18 protein-coding genes and 1 riboswitch are annotated in these 22,017 nt (G+C 56.4%); of the genes, 13 read left to right on the forward strand and 5 right to left on the reverse strand.

Features of this window, described 5'->3' with window-relative positions:
- Positions 1 to 139: 139 nt before the first annotated feature.
- From metK to metF, 5 genes are all read left to right on the forward strand, one after another.
- Positions 140 to 1,300, forward strand: a complete 1,161-nt coding sequence (gene metK, locus ACFPM8_RS00250; protein ID WP_378993747.1) for a methionine adenosyltransferase — start codon at positions 140 to 142, stop codon at positions 1,298 to 1,300.
- 191 nt (positions 1,301 to 1,491) lie between these two features.
- Positions 1,492 to 2,553, forward strand: a complete 1,062-nt coding sequence (locus ACFPM8_RS00255) for an AI-2E family transporter (RefSeq protein ID WP_378993749.1) — start codon at positions 1,492 to 1,494, stop codon at positions 2,551 to 2,553.
- Positions 2,554 to 2,694: 141 nt separating this feature from the next.
- Positions 2,695 to 2,769, forward strand: a riboswitch (S-adenosyl-L-homocysteine riboswitch).
- A 26-nt stretch (positions 2,770 to 2,795) separates the two neighbouring features.
- The gene (gene ahcY / locus ACFPM8_RS00260; protein ID WP_378993751.1) at positions 2,796 to 4,226 is read left to right on the forward strand and encodes an adenosylhomocysteinase; all 1,431 of its coding nucleotides are present in this window, start codon (positions 2,796 to 2,798) and stop codon (positions 4,224 to 4,226) included.
- 102 nt (positions 4,227 to 4,328) lie between these two features.
- Positions 4,329 to 4,673: a phage holin family protein gene (locus ACFPM8_RS00265; protein ID WP_378993753.1), complete on the forward strand. Its 345-nt coding sequence runs from the start codon at positions 4,329 to 4,331 to the stop codon at positions 4,671 to 4,673.
- Positions 4,674 to 5,516, forward strand: coding sequence for a methylenetetrahydrofolate reductase [NAD(P)H] (gene metF, locus ACFPM8_RS00270; protein WP_378993755.1), 843 nt, complete (start codon positions 4,674 to 4,676; stop codon positions 5,514 to 5,516).
- Positions 5,517 to 5,525: 9 nt separating this feature from the next.
- Here metF and ACFPM8_RS00275 read toward each other — a convergent pair whose 3' ends face one another.
- Positions 5,526 to 6,128, reverse strand: coding sequence for a 5-formyltetrahydrofolate cyclo-ligase (locus ACFPM8_RS00275; protein WP_378993757.1), 603 nt, complete (start codon positions 6,126 to 6,128; stop codon positions 5,526 to 5,528).
- Between the two features lie 34 nt (positions 6,129 to 6,162).
- On the opposite strand from ACFPM8_RS00275, the gene ACFPM8_RS00280 reads away from it, so the two are divergent.
- The 4 genes from ACFPM8_RS00280 to ACFPM8_RS00295 are packed head-to-tail and all read left to right on the forward strand — an operon-like array spanning position 6,163 to position 10,921.
- Positions 6,163 to 8,136 carry a lytic transglycosylase domain-containing protein gene (locus tag ACFPM8_RS00280; protein WP_378993759.1) on the forward strand — a complete coding sequence of 658 codons (1,974 nt, stop codon included), beginning with the start codon at positions 6,163 to 6,165 and terminating at the stop codon, positions 8,134 to 8,136.
- Positions 8,137 to 8,191: 55 nt separating this feature from the next.
- Positions 8,192 to 8,893 (forward strand): glutathione S-transferase family protein, encoded by a 702-nt coding sequence (locus ACFPM8_RS00285; protein ID WP_378993761.1) that lies wholly within the window; start codon positions 8,192 to 8,194, stop codon positions 8,891 to 8,893.
- Positions 8,894 to 8,919: 26 nt separating this feature from the next.
- Positions 8,920 to 10,161 (forward strand): multifunctional CCA addition/repair protein, encoded by a 1,242-nt coding sequence (locus ACFPM8_RS00290; RefSeq protein WP_378993763.1) that lies wholly within the window; start codon positions 8,920 to 8,922, stop codon positions 10,159 to 10,161.
- Positions 10,162 to 10,210: 49 nt separating this feature from the next.
- The gene (locus ACFPM8_RS00295; protein ID WP_378993765.1) at positions 10,211 to 10,921 is read left to right on the forward strand and encodes a GNAT family N-acetyltransferase; all 711 of its coding nucleotides are present in this window, start codon (positions 10,211 to 10,213) and stop codon (positions 10,919 to 10,921) included.
- 8 nt (positions 10,922 to 10,929) lie between these two features.
- Here ACFPM8_RS00295 and ACFPM8_RS00300 read toward each other — a convergent pair whose 3' ends face one another.
- Positions 10,930 to 11,436, reverse strand: a complete 507-nt coding sequence (locus ACFPM8_RS00300) for an Lrp/AsnC family transcriptional regulator (RefSeq protein ID WP_378993767.1) — start codon at positions 11,434 to 11,436, stop codon at positions 10,930 to 10,932.
- 132 nt (positions 11,437 to 11,568) lie between these two features.
- On the opposite strand from ACFPM8_RS00300, the gene hppD reads away from it, so the two are divergent.
- The 3 genes from hppD (at position 11,569) to ACFPM8_RS00315 (ending at position 17,664) form a co-directional block, all read left to right on the forward strand.
- Positions 11,569 to 12,699, forward strand: a complete 1,131-nt coding sequence (hppD, locus tag ACFPM8_RS00305; protein ID WP_378993769.1) for a 4-hydroxyphenylpyruvate dioxygenase — start codon at positions 11,569 to 11,571, stop codon at positions 12,697 to 12,699.
- Between the two features lie 115 nt (positions 12,700 to 12,814).
- Complete coding sequence (gene phhA, locus ACFPM8_RS00310; protein ID WP_378993770.1) at positions 12,815 to 13,693, forward strand: phenylalanine 4-monooxygenase; 879 nt, start codon at positions 12,815 to 12,817, stop codon at positions 13,691 to 13,693.
- 338 nt (positions 13,694 to 14,031) lie between these two features.
- Complete coding sequence (locus tag ACFPM8_RS00315; RefSeq protein ID WP_378993772.1) at positions 14,032 to 17,664, forward strand: indolepyruvate ferredoxin oxidoreductase family protein; 3,633 nt, start codon at positions 14,032 to 14,034, stop codon at positions 17,662 to 17,664.
- Between the two features lie 61 nt (positions 17,665 to 17,725).
- Here ACFPM8_RS00315 and queC read toward each other — a convergent pair whose 3' ends face one another.
- From queC to ACFPM8_RS00330, 3 genes are all read right to left on the reverse strand, one after another.
- Complete coding sequence (gene queC, locus ACFPM8_RS00320) at positions 17,726 to 18,430, reverse strand: 7-cyano-7-deazaguanine synthase QueC (protein ID WP_378993774.1); 705 nt, start codon at positions 18,428 to 18,430, stop codon at positions 17,726 to 17,728.
- A gap of 50 nt (positions 18,431 to 18,480) precedes the next feature.
- A complete protein-coding gene (locus ACFPM8_RS00325) occupies positions 18,481 to 19,242 on the reverse strand; it encodes a DUF3108 domain-containing protein (protein WP_378993776.1) in 762 nt (253 codons plus the stop codon).
- 81 nt (positions 19,243 to 19,323) lie between these two features.
- Positions 19,324 to 20,391, reverse strand: coding sequence for a DUF3108 domain-containing protein (locus ACFPM8_RS00330; protein ID WP_378993778.1), 1,068 nt, complete (start codon positions 20,389 to 20,391; stop codon positions 19,324 to 19,326).
- A gap of 307 nt (positions 20,392 to 20,698) precedes the next feature.
- On the opposite strand from ACFPM8_RS00330, the gene ACFPM8_RS00335 reads away from it, so the two are divergent.
- Complete coding sequence (locus ACFPM8_RS00335) at positions 20,699 to 21,991, forward strand: branched-chain amino acid ABC transporter substrate-binding protein (RefSeq protein ID WP_378993780.1); 1,293 nt, start codon at positions 20,699 to 20,701, stop codon at positions 21,989 to 21,991.
- Positions 21,992 to 22,017 lie beyond the last annotated feature (26 nt).

The raw sequence follows: 22,017 nt of genomic DNA on the forward strand, positions 1-22,017 counted from the left end.
CACCCTCAGATATAGTTTTAAGCATTATCCGCCGAGTTAATAGACAACTTGCGAGGCGGAATACAAATTTCGCTAAAGCGTCGCAGGCTCAACAGGTTTGACTGCGACATGGTCACAACTGTTTTTATAGGAGCCTGTCATGGCACACGAGTATCTCTTCACCTCAGAATCCGTCTCCGAAGGTCATCCCGACAAAGTCGCCGATCAAATCTCGGACGCGATTCTCGACGCCATTTTCACGCAAGACCCAACCGCCCGTGTCGCCGCAGAAACCCTGTGCAATACCGGTTTGGTGGTGTTGGCCGGTGAAGTGACAACGACTGCGAACGTCGATTACATCAACGTCGCGCGCGAAACGATCAAGCGCATCGGTTACGACAATGCCGATTATGGCATCGACTACAAAAGCTGCGCGGTGCTGGTCGCTTACGACAAGCAATCGCCGGATATCGCCCAAGGCGTCGATGAAGGCAAGGGCCTCGATCTCGATCAAGGCGCGGGCGACCAGGGATTGATGTTCGGTTTCGCCTGCGATGAAACGCCGGAACTGATGCCGGCCGCGATCTATTACGCCCACCGCATCGTCGAACGTCAATCGCAACTGCGTAAAGACGGCCGTTTGCCTTGGCTGCGCCCGGACGCCAAATCACAAGTCACGCTGAAATACGTCGATGGCCGTCCGGTAGCGATCGACACTATCGTGCTATCGACCCAGCACGGGCCGGAAATGCAGCACAAGGCAATTGAAGAAGCCGCGATCGAAGAAATCATCAAGCCGGTGGTGCCAAAAGAATGGCTGCAAAATACCCGCTACCTGATCAACCCGACTGGCCGCTTCGTCATCGGCGGCCCGCAAGGCGATTGCGGCTTGACCGGCCGTAAAATCATCGTCGATACCTACGGCGGTGCGGCCCCCCATGGCGGCGGCGCATTCTCCGGCAAGGACCCATCCAAGGTAGACCGTTCCGCCGCTTACGCCGGCCGTTATGTGGCGAAGAATATCGTTGCCGCCGGACTCGCCAAGCGTTGCCAGATCCAGGTGTCGTATGCGATCGGTATCGCCAAACCGACCTCGGTCATGGTGACCACGTTCGGCACTGGCAAGATCAGCGATGAAAAGCTGGCGCAGCTGGTGCTGGAGCATTTCGATCTGCGTCCGAAGGGGATTGTGCAGATGCTTGATTTGCTGCGTCCGATTTATCAAAAAACCGCAGCGTACGGACACTTCGGCCGTGAAGAGCCGGAATTTTCATGGGAACGTACCGACAAGGCCGCAGCGCTGAAAGCCGCCGCACTGTAATCGCTTGGCGCGCAGAGGGACCCGGCGTCCCTCTCAATGTCGATCTGAGGTGTGTCACCTGCCGGCCAACGCGATCGTGCTTTGCGTTCGCGCTTTGCATTCGATTAACCGCTTGTTACACTGATCCGCTTTAATGACTCTATAACTAGCAAGCGTAAGACCGATTGCGCTGGCGCTTGCTACGTCCCCACATGGCATTGCTCAAAACCTCGTTATCTCAGACTACCGATAATCCGTTGCGCCCGGTGATCACCAAGTTGCCGCGGTTTCGCCTCGCTGCCTGGCTGGTGTCGATTGCCGTGCTGTTTTTGGTGATGACCTTGCATTTGTTGACGGCTTTCTTGGCCGGGTTGCTGGTGTATGAGTTGGTGCGTACGCTGACGCCATTGATCCAGCGTCGTCTGACCAGTCAGCGCGCCCATCTGATTTCCGTGGTCTTTCTATCGGTCATAGTTATCGGCCTGTTGACGCTGGCAATATTTGGTTTGGTGGCATTTTTTCACGGCGGCCCTGACCGCATGAACGTGCTGCAATCAAAATTGATGTTGGTAGTCGATCAGGCGCGCACTCAGCTGCCGGCCTGGTTGAGGGAATACCTGCCAGACGATATCGACGAGATTCGGCAAATAGCCGGCGACTGGTTGCAAGCCCATAGCGGGACATTGCAATTGGCCGGCAAGGAAGTTGTGCAGGTATTTATTCATGTGCTGATCGGGATGGTGCTGGGCGCCATGGTGGCGTTGCATGCTGCGCATCCAATGCCGTTGCTGCAGCCGTTGGCCGGGGAATTGCTGGGGCGCGCGCACTTGCTGGCAGATGCTTTTAGACGCGTGGTGTTCGCGCAGATCAAGATTTCGTTGCTGAATACCGCGATGACGGCGATCTTCCTATTAGTGGTGCTGCCGTTCGCAGGCGTGCATTTACCGTTGACCAAGACCTTGATCATCGTCACGTTCCTGGCTGGCTTGTTGCCGGTGATCGGCAATTTGATCTCGAATTCGCTGATCGTGCTGATCGCCTTGTCGGTTTCGCTTTATGTGGCATTGGCGGCACTGGTGTTTTTGGTGGTGATTCACAAGCTGGAGTATTTCCTGAATGCGCGGATTGTCGGTTCGCAAATTAATGCTCGCAGCTGGGAGTTATTGCTGGTGATGCTGTTGGCCGAAGCCGCATTTGGATTGCCGGGACTGGTGGCGGCGCCGATTTATTATGCGTACACCAAGAGCGAACTGCATGAAATGGGCTGGGTGTGATGTCGTTCCTGTGCCGCCGGAATGCATCGTCATCCGGCGCGGTATCGGAAAAAATACGACGGCTTATTACATGCACCGAATCCCTGGAATATGTGAGCGCAGGTAGCTGAAAGCCGCATATTTTGATTTAGAATAGCGGCTCGTACCAAGGAGCGTTGCGACAGACTCCGTCTGCCAGGCTTGGTACAGTCAACTTTGCAACTGCGCTCACGTTACTTTTTTTCTGACGAAAGGAGGGCGTGATGAACGCCGCAGTAATGAACTCAAATTCCACCTCTTCAACCCAAGATTACGTTGTTGCCGATATCAGCTTGTCTGGTTGGGGCGACAAAGAAATCAAAATCGCCGAAACCGAAATGCCGGGCCTGATGGCAATTCGCGAAGAATTCGCCGCCGCGCAGCCGCTCAAAGGCGCACGCATTACCGGCTCGATCCACATGACGATCCAGACCGCGGTCCTGATCCAGACGCTGGAAGCGCTTGGCGCCCAAGTGCGTTGGGCCTCATGCAATATCTACTCGACACAAGATCACGCTGCGGCTGCGATTGCGGCTGCCGGCACGCCGGTGTTCGCCTTCAAGGGCGAATCTTTGGATGATTATTGGGAGTTCACGCACCGCATTTTTGAATGGCCGGGCGAGCAACAAGCCAACATGATTCTGGATGACGGCGGCGATGCGACCTTGTTGTTGCATTTGGGAACGCGCGCAGAAAAAGACGCTTCGGTGCTGAACAATCCGTCTTCGGAAGAAGAAATCTGCCTGTTCAACTCGATCAAGAAAAAGCTTGCGACCCAATCGAATTGGTACTCGACCCGCTTGGCGCAAATCAAAGGCGTCACCGAGGAAACCACCACCGGCGTGCACCGCCTCTATCAGATGCACAAGGAAGGAAAACTGGCTTTCCCTGCGATCAACGTCAATGATTCGGTCACCAAATCCAAGTTCGACAATCTGTACGGCTGCCGCGAATCGCTGGTCGATGGCATCAAGCGCGCTACCGACGTGATGATCGCCGGCAAAGTCGCCGTGATTGCCGGTTACGGTGACGTCGGCAAGGGTTCGGCGCAAGCGATGCGGGCCTTGTCGGCGCAAGTCTGGGTGACCGAAGTCGATCCGATTTGCGCATTGCAAGCGGCGATGGAAGGTTATCGCGTGGTGACGATGGACTATGCGGCAGAGCATGGCGACATCTTTGTCACCTGCACCGGCAACTATCATGTGATCACACACGCCCACATGCAAAAGATGAAGGATCAGGCGATCGTTTGCAACATCGGCCATTTTGATAATGAAATCGAAGTCGCCGCCCTGAAGCAATACACCTGGGAAAACATCAAGCCGCAAGTCGACCACGTGATTTTCCCGAATGGCAAACGGATCATCCTGCTGGCCGAAGGCCGCTTGGTAAATCTTGGTTGCGGTACCGGCCATCCATCGTATGTGATGAGCTCGTCATTCGCTAACCAGACCATCGCCCAGATCGAATTGTATGCAAATACCGCCGCCTATCCGGTCGGCGTTTACACCTTGCCCAAGCATCTGGATGAAAAGGTCGCGCGCCTGCAGCTGAAAAAACTGAATGCGCAACTGTCCGAGTTGACGGAAGAGCAGGCAGCCTATATTGGCGTCAAGAAAACCGGTCCTTACAAGCCTGAGCACTATCGTTATTAAGACAGCGTTAGAGTAGTGAATTCACCGCCGGCGTTCGGCAGTATCGAATGCCGGCGGTGAGGATTTTCCAAGCAGACATTTTATTCTCACGTGGGATACCCGATGCCTTTACTGATTACCTGGCTGATTAATACGTTGGCACTGCTGGCTCTCCCGTACCTGATGCGCTCAGTGAGTTTCGACAGTTTTGGCGCGGCGCTGATCGCTGCGTTGTTGCTCGGCATCGTCAATACGCTGATACGCCCGATACTGTTGTTGCTGACCTTGCCGGCGACCTTGCTGACATTGGGCTTATTCATCTTCATCATCAATGGTCTGATGTTCTGGCTGGTGTCGCATTTGGTGGACGGCTTTCATGTCGCCAGTTTCTGGTCGGCGGTTGGCGGCGCAATTTTGTACAGCATCGTGTCGTGGGCATTGTCCACTTTGCTACTGAAGAAGAGTTAAATGGCACAACAAGATTTCAGCATTGAATTTTTCCCGCCGAAGACCCCCGAGGGCGCGGAGAAACTGCGCGTCACATGCGCCAAGCTGGCCGAGCTGCACCCGAAATATTTTTCAGTGACTTTCGGTGCCGGCGGCTCGACCCAAAAGGGCACGCTCGACACGGTTCTCGATATCCGCAAAGCAGGTCATGACGCCGCACCCCATCTGTCTTGCCTGGGCAGTTCGCGCGAAGCGCTGCGGGCGATTCTGGCGCAGTACAAGGCCAACGGGATCAAGCGCCTGGTGGCGCTGCGCGGCGATTTGCCAAGCGGTTACGGAGCGATGGATTTTTCATCGAGCGAATTCCGATATGCCAATGAGTTGGTGGAATTCATTCGTGCCGAAACCGGCGACTGGTTTCATATCGAGGTCGCGGCATACCCCGAAATGCATCCGCAGGCGAAATCGCCGCAGGACGACGTGCAACGTTTCGCCAGCAAGGTCAAAGCCGGCGCCAATGGCGCCATCACGCAATATTTTTATAATGCCGACGCCTACTTCCGCTTCGTCGACGAAGCGCAAAAGCTGGGAGTGACGGTGCCGGTGGTCGCCGGTATCATGCCGATCACCAATTACTCACAGCTGATGCGTTTCTCGGATATGTGCGGTACCGAGATCCCGCGCTGGATTCGCCTCAAGCTAGCCAGCTACGGCGACGACACGGAATCGATTCGGGCGTTTGGCCTGGATGTGGTGACGCAATTGTGCGAGCGCTTGCTGGCAGGCGGTGCGCCGGGCTTGCATTTTTATACGCTGAATCAGCCGGTGGCAACCACTGCAATCTGGCAGCGGCTTAAATTATAAGAGCCAGTTTCAGAAACTGATTGTTTCGGTGATGATCGCGTCCAACGGAATATCGTGGGGCGCGGCGTCGAATTCCGCCAGCCCGCAGGAATAGGCGATACCGACCGTGGTTGGACGCGGATGTAATGCTAGCGTCCGATCATAAAATCCCCCGCCATAACCGAGCCGCGTCCTCTGCCGATTAAAGCCGACACAGGGGACTAGCAGCGCCAGCGGCGCGGTGGCGACAGCGCTAGCCGGAATCGGTACGCCGCATATATCCTTGACCATCGCGTCATCCGGCGTCCAGACGACAAATTGCAACGGGCTTTCTTTATCGGACACGACCGGCAATGCCAGCTGCATGCCGTGCGCCGCCAGTGCCGCGTATGCCGGACGCAGATCCGGTTCTTCACGCATCGGCCAATACACACCCAGCGAACACCCAGGATTGGCATCGCCCCAAAGCGTCGCCCAGGCGATGACCCGCTGACAAAGTTCGGCGTCCCAGCGATGTCGCGTGACGGCGTCAACCGCTTGCCGCGTTGCCAGCAACGAACGACGCAAAAGCGCTTTTTGGGGGGCGTTTTCGGGCGTTGCGTCGCCGGCATCGCGTGCTATGCTAGGCACCATCTTTCGCCCTCGTAAAAATTAAGATTGTTCAACTATGTTTACAACAAAGTGGCTTGCAGTTTTTACCGTCGCAGTTGCATCTTCCGCCGCACTATCGCCTGCCGTGTATGCGCAGAAACCTCAAAAACGTCAAATCAACGCCGTCAGCTACGCTAGCCAGGACGATGCCTTTCTGGCATTGCGCGATGCTGCGCGCGCCAACAATGCGGACAAGGCCGAGATTCTCGCGTCAAGCCTGGGTAATTATGACATCCCTTCCTACGTTGATTACTACCGCTTAAAACCGCTGATCAAAGATCTGGTCGCTCCTCAAGCCGATATTCGTGATTACCTGAAGCGCTACGATGGCACCGCGATTGCCGATCGGCTGCGCAACGACTGGCTGCTGGAGCTCGGCAAAGCAGGGGATTGGACCACGTTCGACGAGCAATATCCGCTGTTCGCGCTGGACGATGATACGCAGCTCAAATGCTATGCGTTGGCCTCGTCGGCGTTGAAAGGCAAGAATGTTGCCGCCGATGCGCGATCGTTGTTGACGACGCCGAAGGATTACGGCCCGGGCTGTACCGGGCTGATCGGAACGCTGGCGCAAAATGGCCAGTTCACTCCTGACGATGTGTGGTTCCAGATTCGGCTCGCGGTCGAGTCCGGAAATGCTACCGTCGCTCGTCGCATGACGCCGTTTATCGACGCCGATGATGCGCAACTGGCGCAGGCGATTGATAAATCGTCGCTGGTCGTTGCGCGCGGACCGGGCGCTGGCCGGGTTGGTCATGAACTGTTCATTATTGCGCTGGGGCGGCTGGCAAAAAGTGACGCGGGACGAGCCGCAGCCGCCCTCGGCAACGCGGCCGATCAATTAACTTCCGCCGAGCGTTCGCTTGCGTGGTCGCAGATTGCGTTGCAAGCAGCGTTCAAGCTCGATCCGCAGGCGATAGCTTATTGGCGCGAAGTCAAGGGCGCATCATTGTCGATGGATGGCTACCAGTGGCGGGTGCGGTCGGCATTGCGCGCCGGCGACTGGAAGCTGGTCAAGAGCGGCATTGAAGCCATGCCGTCAGAGTTGCGCGACGATCCAGCCTGGATTTACTGGCTGGGTCGGGCCTACCGGGCAGAAGGGCGGGCCGAATCCGCCCAAAATCAATTCCAGTTGATTGCCGATCAAACCAACTTCTATGGTCAGTTGGCCTTGGAAGAAATGGGGCAGAAAATTATTGCGGTCCCCTCGTCGCCTACCTTTAGCGCCGAGGAAATGGCGCCGATGGCGAACAACGTCGGTTTCCGTCGCGCCCTGCGCTTTTTTGATATGGACCTGCGCTTTGAAGGTGTCCGTGAGTGGAACTGGGAACTGCGCAAGATGAGCGATCGTCAATTGCTGACCGCCGCAGAATTTGCGCGCCAAAACAATGTCCTGGACCGGATGGTGAATACTTCCGACCGCACCAAAGTCGAAGTCGATTTCAGCCAGCGCTTCCCGTCGCCGTATCGCGACATCATGGCGAGCAACACCCAAACACTCGGGCTCGATATGGCGTGGGTATACGGCTTGATTCGGCAAGAATCGCGCTTCGTCATGCGCGCCCGTTCACATGTCGGCGCCTCCGGCTTGATGCAGGTGATGCCGGCCACGGCACGCTATGTCGCCAAGAAAATCGGACTCGATGGCTTTACAGCCGACCAGATATCCGATGTGAATACAAATATCCTGCTGGGCACCAATTATTTGAGCATGGTGTTATCCGACCTGGACGGATCGCAAGTGCTGGCATCCGCCGCCTATAACGCCGGCCCGGGGCGTCCGCGCGCCTGGCGTTCGACCTTGGCCGGGACGGTTGAAGGAGCAATCTTTGCCGAGTCGATTCCGTTTTCCGAAACGCGCGGCTATGTGAAGAATGTGCTGTCCAACGCGACCTATTACGCCGCGCTGTTCGACGGCAAGCCGCAGTCGCTGAAGGCGCGTCTGGGGACGGTGGCGCCCAAGGGGTTTGTGGAATCGACTTTGCCTTGATGCTGAAGCTTGGTTGAAAAATTGATCAATAAGATGTTGAAACCCGGAGTTGTTCATGCAAATTACAGAACTTGAAGCAAGCTCTTCTGCAGTCCCGCAAAAAGCTGGGAAACCAGATTTGACGCTGGTGATCGGCAACAAAAATTATTCTTCGTGGTCGATGCGGCCATGGGTGGCGCTGACCGCATTCGGGATCCCGTTCAAGGAAGTCAGGATTTTGCTGGATCAAGCGGATACGGCTAGCGAGATCGCGCGCTATTCGACCGCCGGTCGCGTACCGGTTCTGCTGGTGGGCGACACATCGATCTGGGACTCGCTGGCAATTTGCGAATATCTGGCAGAACAATATCCAGAATGCGGAATGTGGCCGAAAGACGTTTTGGCGCGTGCGATTGCGCGTTCGGTGTGCGCTGAAATGCATTCCGGATTCAATGGCCTGCGTACTTCAATGACGATGGATATCCGCGGCCAGTATCCGGGCAAAGGGCGCACTGCGGCAACCCAAGCGGATATCGCCCGGATAGTCGAAATCTGGGAAAACTGTTTATCCAAATTCGGCCATCATCAATTCTTGTTTGGCGATTTTTCGATTGCCGATGCATTCTTCGCGCCGGTTGTCACGCGTTTCCGCACCTACGGCGTGCCGCTGGCACCTGCGCTGCAAGCCTACGCCGAGCGTGTGCAAGCCCATCCGGCGGTGGCGCAATGGATGCGTGAAGCTGCAGCGGAGCCTGAAGAATTGCCCGATCACCGTTGATGCAACCACATGATTCCGTCTCTTATATGAAAGTTTTTTCGGTCGGCGGCGCGGTGCGCGACGAATTGCTGGGGCTGCCGGTCAAGGACCATGATTACGTGGTGGTTGGCGCTACCCCGGAACAGATGCTGGCGCACGGTTTTCGCCCGGTCGGCAAGGATTTTCCGGTGTTCCTGCATCCAGATACGCATGAGGAATATGCGCTGGCCCGCACCGAGCGCAAGACTGCGCCGGGCTACAAAGGGTTTGTCTTTCATACCGATCCTGATGTGACCTTGGAGCAGGACCTGGTCCGGCGTGACCTGACCATCAACGCGATCGCCCGGGCCGACGATGGGACGCTGGTCGATCCGTTCGGCGGTCAGAAGGATTTGCAGGCGCGGGTATTTCGTCACGTATCGGAATCCTTCGCCGAAGATCCGGTGCGCATCTTGCGCGCCGCCAGATTCGCCGCGCGTTTTACCGATTTCACGGTTGCGCCGGAAACCAATATCCTGATGCAGCGCATGGTCGAGGCCGGTGAAGTCGATGCCCTGGTGCCGGAACGGGTCTGGCAAGAGTTGGCGGGCGGTTTGATGGAAGCGCAGCCTTCGCGGATGTTTGAAGTACTGCGCGCATGCGGCGCGCTAGTGCGGATTTTGCCGGAACTGGATGCCTTGTGGGGCGTGCCGCAGCCGGAAAAATATCATCCTGAAATCGATGCCGGGGTGCATGTGATGATGGTGGTGGATACTGCCGCCCGTGAGAATTATTCGTTGACGGTAAGGTTTGCGGCATTGATGCACGACCTTGGAAAAGGCGTGACTCCGGCAGCCGAGTGGCCCAGCCATCACGGCCACGAGGGACTTGGCGTGGCCTTGGTCGAACAGGTTTGTCAGCGCCTCAAGGTGCCTGGCGATGCGCGCGATCTGGCCGTGATGACCACGCGTGAACACGGCAATATCGGCCGTGCTTTCGATCTGCGCGCCGGCACCATCGTGACCTTGCTCGGGCGTTGCGATGCGTTTCGCAAACCACAGCGATTTATCGATATGCTGCGTGCAACCGAATGCGATTATCGCGGCAGAACCGGTTATGCCGAGCGGCCGTTTCCACAATTCGCCTATCTGCAGGCAGCATTGCATGCCGCGCGCTCAGTCAATGCCGGCGTGATCGCAGGCATGTTCCAGGAGCAGCCGCAACGGATACCGGAGGCGATTTATGCCGCTCGTGTAGAGGTCGTCAATGAGTTGATACAAGCCCGGCGCAATACCGCAGAAAGTGATTGAGCTGGACATCGCCAGATGAAGTAGTTTGGCCGGATGGAGGTGCGACACGATGACACGGACAAATGATGCCGCTAATTCCGGCAGCGGGCAGGCCGGCAAGGTGCCCGCGCCTCCTTCCTCCGGTTCCTCCAATAAGCCCAGTCAGACCATTTTCGTCAAAGAGTTATCGCGCCGCGCCCGCAAGCGCTTGTTGCGTCATTTTCTGGCACTGGATAGCGGTGATCGCTTGCTGCGTTTTGGTTCGGTGCTGTCGGATGATCTGGTGAGCAAATACGTTGAGAAAATCGATTTTTCGCGTGATACGGTGTTTGGCGTGTACGACCGCAAATTGCGTTTGCTGGGAGTTGGCCATTTGGCGTTTGCCCCGCGTGACGCGCTGCCGTCGATGAGTGCTGGCGGCAAGGGGCGGGTTGCCGAATTCGGCGTGTCGGTCGCGGCCTCGGCACGCGGCATGGGCGTCGGTAGCCGATTGTTTGAGCGGGCAGCGATGCACTGTCGTAACGCCGACATCAATACTTTGTATATGCACTTCCTGTCGTCCAACAAGGTGATGATGCATATCGCAAAAAAGGCGGGCATGGCCATCCACCGCGATTATGGTGAAGCCGATGCCTATTTGAGATTGTCGCCGGCCAATCCCGCGAGCGTGTTGCAAGAGGCCGTCGAAGAGCAAGTTGCAACTCTCGACTACACGCTGAAGGCCAACTTGCGTGCCGTGCTTAAGTGGCTGAGCAGCTTGCGGGGCGGCAAGCGTGATTAAAAGCAGCTTTATAACAGCGGCAGCGCGGTGGTATCTTTGATGCGCTGTAATGCAAAACTTGATTTGACGTCCAGCACGGCCGGATGGCGCAGCAAGGTTTCCATCATGAAGCGCGAAAAATGCGCCATGTCTTCGACGTGTACCCGCAGTAGATAATCCATCTCCCCAGTCATCGCGTAACAAGCCACCACTTCCGGCCAGTGTTCAACCGCAGCCGAAAAATCGGCTCGGGGAGAGTGCCCGCTCGCCCGTGCCGCGCCGCTGAGCTGCGGGTCGCTGTGTTTTTCCAGGCGCACGTTGACATAGGCCAGCAGTCCCAGGCCGATTTTGTCCGGCGCCAAGAGCGCCACATACTGGCGAATCACGCCGGCCTGTTCCAATTGTTTGATGCGGCGCAGGCACGGCGACGGCGAGAGATTGATCCTTTCCGCAACTTCCTGATTGGTAAGGCGACCATTTTCTTGCAAAATTGCCAGAATTTTACGATCTGTTTTATCAATGGTGACGACAGCCATAAAACACCTCAAAATAAATAATTAACGCAATATTATTGTGCAAATTTTTGATTGCAGGGCAAAGTTTGCAATTATCTGCTGCTGCCTCACCCCTATACTGTAGCCAACTACAACCACCAAATGGAGACAACTATGGAATTTGAACCTTGGGATAACCCGATGGGGACCGACGGTTTTGAGTTTATCGAATACGCCGCACCTGATCCGCAGGCCCTCGGCGCCTTATTCGAAAAAATGGGCTTCACCGCGATTGCCCGGCATCGGCACAAAGACGTCACGCTGTATCGCCAAGGCGATGTGAACTTCATCATCAATGCAGAAAAAGATTCGTTCGCACAGCGGTTTGCGCGTCATCACGGTCCGTCGGTTTGTGCGATTGCTTTCCGCGTCAAGGATGCGGCGTTTGCCTACAAGCGGGCGCTGGAACTGGGCGCATGGGGATTCGATAACCACACCGGTCCGATGGAGCTGAATATCCCGGCAATCAAGGGTATCGGCGATTCGCTGATTTATTTTGTCGATCGCTGGCGCGGCAAGGAAGGCGCGAACGGCGTGGCGGCGGGCGGCATTGGCGATATCAGCATTTACGATGTCGATTTCGTCGCCATCCCTGGCGCTGAAGCCAACCCCAAAGGTTGCGGGCTGACCTATATCGACCACCTCACGCATAACGTGCATCGCGGCCGGATGAAAGAGTGGGCGGATTTCTACGAACACCTGTTCAATTTCCGCGAAGTGCGCTATTTCGATATCGAAGGCAAGCTGACCGGCCTGAAATCGAAGGCAATGACCTCGCCTTGTGGGAAAATCCGTATCCCGATTAATGAGTCATCCGACGACAAGTCGCAAATCTCGGAATATCTCGATCTGTACCGCGGCGAAGGCATCCAGCATATCGCGATGGGCACCGACGATATTTATACCAGCGTGACGGACATGAAGGCGCGCGCGGTTGCGTTCCAGGACACCATCGAAACTTATTACGATCTGGTGGACCGACGTTTGCCGGACCATGGCGAGCGGCTGGAAGATTTGAAGCGTTTGCGGATCCTGATTGACGGCAATAGCAATGCCAAGAGCCGCGAATTGTTGTTGCAGATTTTCACCCAAACCGTGATTGGCCCGATCTTCTTCGAGATCATTCAACGCAAGGGCGACCAGGGTTTTGGCGAAGGGAATTTCCGCGCATTGTTCGAATCGATCGAGTTGGATCAGATTCGGCGCGGCGTGTTGAAGGATGACAGCCCGGCTGCGGCTAAATAAGCCCATTTCCATTTCATCATCCAGCGTGCAATTGGTGGAATTCACCCGCATGCTGGATGGTGAAAAGGAATACGATAGCGGCACGAGGCGAACCGCCTTTTTTTGGATATAGAGAATGAATGCAAATGTAAGTACCGACGATTTTTTCGCTACCGTCGCCGAGAAATCGGAAGGCGCCGGCTTACGCGGCGACTACAGCAAAATCGACGCGCAGTATGTGGTTGCCCAGGACTGGGATGCTTATACGCCGGAGCAGCATGCGCTTTGGCGGCGTCTGTATCAGCGCCAGGCCAAGCTGATCCCGGGGCGGGCTTGCGACGTGTTCATCGAGAGCCTGGAGCGTTTGAATATCGGCGATGGCATTCCCAATTTCGAACAAAGTTCGGAGGCGCTGTTCAAGGCTACCGGATGGCGTCTGGTTGCGGTGCCGGGCCTGATACCGGACTATACTTTTTTTGAACATCTGGCTAATCGCCGCTTCCCGGTCACTGTCTGGCTGCGTGAACCGGAAGAGTTCGACTACATCGTCGAGCCGGACGTTTTCCATGACTTTTTCGGTCATGTGCCTTTGTTGTTCAATCCGATTTTTGCCGATCATATGCAGGAGTACGGCAAAGGTGGTCTGAAGGCGATGAAGCTGGACGGTCTGTCGATGTTGGCGCGTTTGTACTGGTACACAGTTGAATTCGGATTGATCCAGCAGCCGGATGGCTTGCGCGTGTATGGCGCCGGCATCCTGTCGTCTGGCGGAGAAATCGAGTACTGCCTGAGCAGTCCGGAGCCACGTCGCATCCCGTTTGAAGTCGAGCGCGTGATGCGGACCTTGTACAAAATCGATTCGTATCAGGAAACGTATTTCGTCATTGATAGTTTTCAACAATTATTCAACGATACCGCACCGGATTTCACGCCGATCTATCAAAAATTGAAGACGCTTGATCCGTTGCCGGCCAACTTGTTATTGCCGGGCGAAGTAAACCTTCAGGCCAAATAAAAAGCGGATTCTGCCGTGGAGGGCAGAATCCGCGAACTAGTGGTAATGGGAACACTAGAGGGAGGAATGCCTGATGCGGCTGGTGCAGCCACATCGGACAAGTTCTCATTACACGCTTCGATAGATGTCATTTCTACTTGATTTACCTGTTGTTACAGTTGTTACCCTGCCGAGTCTCTCCAAATTGCTGCAGCGTGCATTGAGTCGGATATCGGCATGTGATAATGTAAGCGAATTAATAAAAAGAACGATTGGCCCACAAGGCTGATACGTTTCAACCGCGTCCGACAAGCACGGCGCAGTGCACTCAAAAACATAATTTTTGGCACGGAGACTGAATGAACGCACCACTCAAATCGGCGCAGGCGACTGCTGCCGACAATATTTCCCTAGACGATAAATTTACGCTGGAGCGTGGCCGTGCCTTTATGACCGGCACCCAGGCGCTGATCCGGCTGCCGATGCTGCAGCGGCAACGCGATGTTCTGGCTGGTTTGAATACCGCCGGTTATGTCACCGGTTATCGCGGTTCCCCACTTGGCAGCGTCGATACAACCGCGGCCAAGGCCAAGAAATATCTCGACGCACATCACGTCAAATTCCATCCCGGCATGAATGAAGACCTCGCAGCGACCAGTGTTTGGGGTACGCAGCAGGTCAATCTGTTTCCCGGCGCGCAATACGATGGCGTATTCGGCATGTGGTACGGCAAGGGCCCCGGCGTCGATCGCTGCGGCGACGTGTTCAAGCACGCCAACATGGCAGGCACTTCCCAACACGGCGGCGTCCTGGTGCTGGCGGGCGACGACCATGCCGCGAAATCGTCCACTACCGCGCATCAAAGCGAACATATCCTGAAGGCCTGCGGCATCCCGGTACTGTATCCATCGTCGGTGCAGGAGTATCTCGATTACGGCATGCACGGCTGGGCCATGAGCCGCTACACCGGCTTATGGGTGGCGATGAAATGCGTGACGGACCTGGTCGAATCCGGCGCCTCGGTAGATTTGAATCCGGACCGCGTGCAGATTGCTTTGCCGACCGATTTCGAACTGCCGCCGGACGGCTTGAATATCCGCGTGCCGGACACCGTGCTGGGACAAGAAGCGCGGATGAATAATTACAAATGGTATGCCGCACTCGCTTATGCGCGCACCAACAAGCTGAACCAGATTATCTGGGACAGCCCGCGCGCAAAAATCGGCATCATCACTGCCGGCAAGTCGTATCTCGATACCCGTCAGGCCATGGCGGATCTGGGCATCGACGAAAATGTCGCTCGCGACATCGGTATTCGCTTGTACAAGATCGGCATGACCTGGCCGCTGGAAGCGGAAGGCGTGCGCGAATTTGCGCAAGGCCTGGAAGAAATCCTGGTGGTCGAAGAGAAACGCCAGATTCTGGAATATCAACTGAAGGAAGAACTGTACAACTGGCGTGACGACGTCCGTCCGCGCGTCGTCGGCAAATTCGACGACACCGGCGAGTGGAGCAACCGCAGCGGCGAAGGCCATGGCGATTGGCTGCTGCCCGCCACTTATGAATTGAACCCGGCCCAGATCGCACGAGCTATTGCGACCCGGATCTCGAAATACTTTGCCGGCCATCCGGTCGAGAAACGGGTACAGGAGCGGGTGGCTTATCTTGAGGCCAAAGAGACCTTGCTGAATATCAGCAGCAAGCCCGATCCGAAAAAAGACCGTATCCCGCATTTCTGCTCCGGCTGCCCGCACAACACCTCAACCCGCTTGCCGGACGGCAGTCGGGCCCTGGCCGGTATCGGTTGCCATTACATGGTGCTGTGGATGGATCGCGAGTCATCCACGTTTACCCATATGGGTGGGGAAGGCGTGACCTGGGTTGGTCAAGCGCCATTTACTTCCGAAAAACACGTGTTTGCCAACCTCGGCGACGGTACGTATTTTCACTCGGGACTATTGGCGATTCGCGCTGCGGTCGCGGCCAAGGTCAATATCACATACAAGATTTTATATAACGACGCAGTGGCGATGACTGGCGGCCAGGCTTTTGACGGGCCGCTTGATCCAGCCATGATTTCACGCCAGATTGCGGCTGAAGGCGTGACCCCGATCATTGTCGTCACCGACGAACCGGACAAGTATCCGGCGGACACCAACTGGGCGCCAGGCGTGACGATTCGCCACCGCAGCGAACTCGATGCGGTGCAGCGCGAATTGCGCGAAAAACCCGGCACCTCGGCGATGATTTACGACCAGACTTGTGCTGCGGAAAAGCGTCGTCGCCGCAAACAAAATACCTATCCGGACCCGGCCAAACGTGCCGTGATCAACGAAGCCGTGTGCGAAGGCTGCGGCGATTGCAGCGTGCAGTCGAATTGCCTGTCGGTAGAGCCGCTGGAAACCGAGTTCGGCCGTAAGCGCCAGATTAACCAGTCCTCGTGCAACAAGGATTTTTCCTGCGTAACCGGGTTTTGCCCAAGCTTTGTCACGGTCGAAGGCGGCAAGTTGAAGAAACCGGCGAAAGTAGCTGCAGCTACGGCTGCGGCAGCGAATGGCGCCGCGGCTCCAGTCGCCAGTTTGCCGTCACCGATATTGCCAACCACCGCCAAACCGTTCGGCATCCTGGTCACCGGTATCGGCGGTACCGGTGTGGTGACCATCGGTCAGATTCTGGCGATGGCGGCGCACGTCGAAGGCAAAGGTTGCTCCGTGCTGGATATGAGTGGTCTTGCACAAAAGGGCGGACCGGTCATGTCGCACGTGCGGCTGGCCGATCATCCGGATGATATCTATTCGACCCGCGTCGGCACCGGCGATGCCGATCTGGTCATCGGTTGCGATGCGATTGTCAGCGCCAGCCGCGACGCGTTGTCGCGGATGGGCGAGGGGCGCACGTATGCGGCGATCAATTCGACCCGGACTCCGACCGCGGCATTTGTGAAGGATCCGAACTGGCAATTCCCCGATGCCGCTGCCGAACACGATATACGCGCCGCTTGCGGCAGCGATCGCGTGGAATTTCTCGACGCCGGCAAAATTGCCACGGCGTTGATGGGCGATACGATCGCGACCAATATGTTCATGCTCGGGTATGCGTGGCAAAAAGGCTGGGTGCCGCTGAAAGAGGCGTCGTTGATGCGTGCGATTGAATTGAATGCGCTGTCGGTCGACTTCAACAAGCAAGCATTCACCTGGGGCCGCACTGCGGCGATTGACCTTCCTGCGCTGGAAAAACGTACTCGCCTCAACGATAGTCCGGCACAAGTGATCGAGTTCAAACGGGCACCGACACTGGATGCCTTGATCGCACGTCGGGTCGCCTTCCTGACTGCATATCAGGATGCCGCGTACGCGGAGCAATATCGTAGCTTTGTCGAACGCGTACAGACTGCCGAGCGTCGCTTGCAGCCATCGGAATCAGGTGCCACGGCTGCGCGTGAGTCATTGCGACTCAGCACGGCGGTTGCCACTTATCTGTTCAAGCTGATGGCCTACAAAGATGAGTATGAGGTCGCTCGTCTATATACCGACGGCGCCTTCAACGCCAAAATCGCGGGCATGTTCGAGGGCGATTACAAGCTCAAATTCCATTTGGCGCCGCCGCTGTTTGCCAAGCACGATGCACATGGCCATTTGATCAAGCAAGAGTTCGGTCCATGGATGATGCGCGCGTTTGGCGTGTTGGCGAAACTGAAGTTCCTGCGCGGCAGTAAGCTGGATATTTTTGGCTACACCGCCGAGCGCAAGGAGGAGCGGGCGCTGGTTGTCGATTACCGGAAAACCATCGATTCCCTGTTGCCTAAGCTGAATGCCGATAATCTTGCCGGCGCTGTGGCGATTGCCAGCATTCCAGAAGAAATTCGCGGTTACGGTCACGTCAAGGATCGCCATCTGGCGGCCGCCCGAGTGAAGGAAAAGCAGCTGTTAAGTCAATTTAACAGCCCTTCGCCTGCACCAAAGGGCGAGTCGGCAAAGTCGATAGCAGCGTAACTTACTGAAGTTAAAAAAATGGCCGGTAGCTGACAAGCTACCGGCCATTTTATTTTCAAGCTTAGATTGCATCCTTGAATTGCTGGTATCCCCGCGCCCGCAACGCGCAAGCGGGGCAAGTGCCGCAGCCGTAACCCCAGTCGTGCAGTGCGCCGCGCTCGCCAAGATAGCAGGTGTGCGTATCGGCACGGATCAGGTCAACCAGCGCCGTGCCGCCCAGTTCCTGCGCCAGCTTCCAGGTGGCGGCCTTGTCGATCCACATCAACGGTGTTTCCAGCTTGAGGTGGGTCGCCATGCCCAGATTTAACGCCACTTGCAATGCCTTCATGGTGTCGTCGCGGCAGTCGGGGTAGCCGGAAAAATCGGTTTCACACATGCCGCCGACCAGTACGTTCAATTCGCGCCGATAGGCTACGGCCGCGGCGACGGTCATGAACATCAGATTGCGGCCAGGGACAAATGTGTTGGGCAAGCCGTTTTCCTGCATCACGATTTCTACGTTTTCCGTCATCGCCGTTGCCGAGATTTTCGAAATCAACGACAGGTCGATCATATGGTCTTCGCCGAGCTTGCCGGCCCACTGGGGAAACTGCGCGCGCAATTTCTGCAACAGCAGCGGCCGCACGGTCAGCTCAATCGCATGGCGCTGACCATAATCGAAGCCTATGGTTTCGACCCGGTCGTAACGCGACAAGGCCCATGCCAGACATGTGGTGGAGTCTTGGCCGCCGCTAAATAGGACTAATGCGCCGCTTGGTGTAGTCATGGTGATTTACAGTTTGAATGTTGGTTAAATGGGATTCAAAGGAGCGGGATTTATTTGGCAGCTTTATTGCTAACCTGCCGCAAGGTTTGCTCGATGAAATCGTTGTTTGGATCGGTAAAGCGCAAGCGTACCGGATACCATTCCAGCGAGGGCGCCAGCCAGATATCGAGTTGCTGGTCTTTGGCATCCGGCGGTGGCGATTTGAAGATATGCACGGTTTCCAGCTCACCCAGCGAAGTGCTGATTTTTTCTTTCTTGATCACCTTGAAAGTCCATGGCTCGGCATCGCGCTGACCAGCGACAAAAAACACCCACTCCGAGCCCGCTTTAAATTGTCGTGGTGCGGCACGGGCCACAGCGATCAGTTGCCAGATAACGCTGGTGCGATCCTGTTCTCCGCCCTTTATCGGATAGGACTCGCTTGATTGAGAAAAACTGATAGTGCCTGTGTCGCGGTTGAAGGAGGTGGTGGTCGGGTCCTTGCGAAAGCGCTTGTTAATGAACTGCGTTGGCGCCAAGCCGTAGTCATCAATGCCGCCCTGGCTGGTCGCTTCCAGGATTTTCCCGACCAGCATCGCCCGGGTTTCGGAGCTGACGCTGAAATGCTTGTCGGCCGCCTGCCATTTCACCAGTCCTTCGCCATTGATCGAGAGACCGCTTTGTTGGGCTTGAATCGCGTAACTCAAGTCGGCCGAAGGCGGCAAGTCGAATTTGTATCGGGTGACAGGATGGTCGAGCGGCGTCGCTGAGGCGGTGATCAGGCAGCAAGAGAGCGTCGCAGCAATCGAAATGCGGAATAAAGAAAGCGTCATAAGCTAATGTCCAGAGAGTAATGATGGGGCAAAGAGTGGATACCAGGCTCAACGTCGGGAGCCAAGCGGGATTCAGAAAAATCAGGTCGGTTGCGATATGCCAAGCGGCTTCAGCTTGGACAAGGACATATCGAGAAAGTCGCCATTCGTTTCCGTAAAGCGGAGTTTGATCGGATACCACTGTTCGTCCGGCGCCAGCCAGATATCGAGTCTTTGTTCGTAGGAGCCGGGCTGCGGCACGCGGATCACATGCCAGGTCTCTATGGTGCCGGTGCCGACGGTGATCTGCTCCTGACCAATGACCTGGATCCGCCAGGTTTCGGCATCGCGGGTACCCGCCACAAAGACGTCGATCACCGCGCCGGCGGTGAATTTTTCGCTATCGCCGCGGCCAATGCTGGCCAGCTGCCAAACGATGCTGGCGCGATCCTGCTCGCCGCCGGTCCGCGGATAGCTATTGGTCGATGCCGAAAAACTGATGATGTTGCGCTCTCGATGGAAATGCGTGTTGGTGGCAGCTTTGCGAAAACGCTTTTCCGTGTATATCACCGGCGCTACGCCAAAGCTGTCGATTTCGCCTTCGCTTTTGAAATCCAGGGCGGTAATAAATAGCGCCCCCGCTTCGCCATTGATAACGTAACTGCCGCCATCGGTTTGCCAGGTAATTTTGCCGCTGCCGTGGTAGGTCAGGCCTTTTTGCAAGGCCTCTACGGCGTAGCTCAATTCTGCCGAGGGCGGCGGCTTGATCCGATAACGGATGCCTGGTGTTGTTGCAGTCGGTTCGGAGTCGCCTGTGGGCGCGTTGTCGGCACTGGCGGCGGCAGTCGCGTCTGCAACCGGGGCGGCAGCGATCGGATTAACCGGAGCAGGGGGTGCGATCGGCGTCACGGTTTCCCTGATCGGGGTATCCGGCACCAACGGTTCCGGGGCCGGCTGCGGCCGCGATTTTGCCGCGGCTTTTTTGGGGCGTGCTTGCGGGGCGGGTTTGGGCGGCTCTGGCAACAGCACAGGCTTATCGACGGCAGGTAGCGGTTTTATCTCTGCGATAACGATTTTCTCCGCCTGATTTGTGCGCGACGGGGCGGCGAGCTTGCTACCGCCCCAGCCGATGAGTATCAAGTGCAATGCGAGCGAAACAAGCAGCAGCAACAGCCAGCGCCGGGAGCGTGTCAGGGAGCTGCGTAAAGTTGTGGGGATTTTGGTAGAGGCCGACATCCGCATAGTGTAATCGTATCGGCGCCGTTTAACCCCGGGGGCACCTCGAAAAACCTACTGCAGGGTTTGGCAAGCTCGCCAATCTCGGGTCTGTGATGCTCGCCGTACAACCGTATGACTCCGCTTCTCGCCCTGACCTTGGGCCGCTCGCTACGGTTTTTCGAGGTGCCCCTGTCGATGCCAATGACATGTGCCAAACCACGTAAAATATCGCGCTCCATGTAGATGAAAATATCCTGCCATGCATCAACGCTTGCGTAATACCTTTTCAGCGATGCTAGCGCTGGCAATTTGCGCTGCCCCTTGCGCGGCGCGTGCCGCAGCTGGCAGCCTTGCGCCGATTCGAGTCGGGATGATCGAAGGCATGTCCGGACCTTTCGCCAATGCCGGCGAGGCGGTTGAGCGCAATATCCGTTTTGCGATTGAGCAGGTCAATGCGCGTGGCGGCGTTCGACTGCCGGATGGCAAGCATCCATTGGCATTGACCGTGTTTGACAACAAACAAGGCGTCGAGGACTCGCTGTTGCAGTTCAAGCAATTGAGCGATCAGCGCATCCCGTTTGTATTGGAAGGAAATAGCTCCGCGGTTGCCGGGGCGTTGGTCGAGGCGATCAATAAGCACAACGCGCGGATGCCTGACAATCGCGTGCTGTTCCTCAATTATTCAGCGGTTGATCCGGCGCTGACCAACGACAAGTGCAGTTACTGGCATTTTCGCTTCGACGCCAATGCCGACATGCGCATGCATGCGCTGGTCGAGGTGATCAAGAGCGACACCAAGGCTAAAAGCGTGTATCTGATCGGCCAGGACTACAATTTTGGACGGCAAGTAGCCAAGGCGGCACGTCAGCAGTTGGCGGCGGCGCGTCCGGATATCATGATCGTCGGCGATGAGTTGCATCCGATCGGCAAGATCAAGGACTTTGCGCCGTACATTGCAAAAATCCGTGCCAGCGGCGCCGATGCGGTGATCACCGGTAACTGGGGCAACGATCTGACCTTGTTGGTGAAGGCCGCTAAAGAAGCTGGGCTGAGCGTCAAGTTTTATACTTTTTACGCCAATAGCCTGGGAGCACCGGCGGCGATTGGCGACGCTGGCGTCGGGGCAGTGCGAGCCGTTGCAGAATGGCATCCGAATGTCGTGGATGGGGTTTCGAACTCGCCTAGCGACGCCTTCTATCGCAGCTTCCGCCAACGCTATCCGCAGCCGAAAGACGACTATCTATTCTTGCGCATGGACGTCATGATCGACATGTTGGCGGCAGCCATCGAACGAGCGCAAAGCACCGAAGCAGCAGCGGTGGCCAAGGCGCTGGAAGGAGCGCAATACAAGAGCCAATTTCATGAGGCCAACATGCGCGCCAGTGATCATCAACTGATACAGCCGCTCTATGTCGCGGTGATGCAAAAGCTTGCTGGCGGCGGCATCCGGTTTGATAATGAGGGCAGCGGTTACGGTTTTAAGACCGAGCGTTTTCTGGCTCCTGCTACCACGGCAATGCCGACCACCTGCCATATGCTGCGACCCAAGTGATTGATCCAGGCGGCGACCACCTCAAA

It is taken from the genome of Paraherbaspirillum soli (assembly GCF_042654985.1).
GTDB lineage: Bacteria > Pseudomonadota > Gammaproteobacteria > Burkholderiales > Burkholderiaceae_D > Paraherbaspirillum > Paraherbaspirillum soli.

Excerpts from the sequence above, each read along its gene's own strand:
- metK (WP_378993747.1), top strand. The coding sequence starts at position 140 with ATGGCACACGAGTATCTCTTCACCTCAGAATCCGTCTCCGAAGGTCAT.
- ACFPM8_RS00255 (WP_378993749.1), top strand. The coding sequence starts at position 1,492 with ATGGCATTGCTCAAAACCTCGTTATCTCAGACTACCGATAATCCGTTG.
- ahcY (WP_378993751.1), top strand. The coding sequence starts at position 2,796 with ATGAACGCCGCAGTAATGAACTCAAATTCCACCTCTTCAACCCAAGAT.
- ACFPM8_RS00265 (WP_378993753.1), top strand. The coding sequence starts at position 4,329 with ATGCCTTTACTGATTACCTGGCTGATTAATACGTTGGCACTGCTGGCT.
- metF (WP_378993755.1), top strand. The coding sequence starts at position 4,674 with ATGGCACAACAAGATTTCAGCATTGAATTTTTCCCGCCGAAGACCCCC.
- ACFPM8_RS00275 (WP_378993757.1), bottom strand. The coding sequence starts at position 6,128 with ATGGTGCCTAGCATAGCACGCGATGCCGGCGACGCAACGCCCGAAAAC.
- ACFPM8_RS00280 (WP_378993759.1), top strand. The coding sequence starts at position 6,163 with ATGTTTACAACAAAGTGGCTTGCAGTTTTTACCGTCGCAGTTGCATCT.
- ACFPM8_RS00285 (WP_378993761.1), top strand. The coding sequence starts at position 8,192 with ATGCAAATTACAGAACTTGAAGCAAGCTCTTCTGCAGTCCCGCAAAAA.
- ACFPM8_RS00290 (WP_378993763.1), top strand. The coding sequence starts at position 8,920 with ATGAAAGTTTTTTCGGTCGGCGGCGCGGTGCGCGACGAATTGCTGGGG.
- ACFPM8_RS00295 (WP_378993765.1), top strand. The coding sequence starts at position 10,211 with ATGACACGGACAAATGATGCCGCTAATTCCGGCAGCGGGCAGGCCGGC.
- ACFPM8_RS00300 (WP_378993767.1), bottom strand. The coding sequence starts at position 11,436 with ATGGCTGTCGTCACCATTGATAAAACAGATCGTAAAATTCTGGCAATT.
- hppD (WP_378993769.1), top strand. The coding sequence starts at position 11,569 with ATGGAATTTGAACCTTGGGATAACCCGATGGGGACCGACGGTTTTGAG.
- phhA (WP_378993770.1), top strand. The coding sequence starts at position 12,815 with ATGAATGCAAATGTAAGTACCGACGATTTTTTCGCTACCGTCGCCGAG.
- ACFPM8_RS00315 (WP_378993772.1), top strand. The coding sequence starts at position 14,032 with ATGAACGCACCACTCAAATCGGCGCAGGCGACTGCTGCCGACAATATT.
- queC (WP_378993774.1), bottom strand. The coding sequence starts at position 18,430 with ATGACTACACCAAGCGGCGCATTAGTCCTATTTAGCGGCGGCCAAGAC.
- ACFPM8_RS00325 (WP_378993776.1), bottom strand. The coding sequence starts at position 19,242 with ATGACGCTTTCTTTATTCCGCATTTCGATTGCTGCGACGCTCTCTTGC.
- ACFPM8_RS00335 (WP_378993780.1), top strand. The coding sequence starts at position 20,699 with ATGCATCAACGCTTGCGTAATACCTTTTCAGCGATGCTAGCGCTGGCA.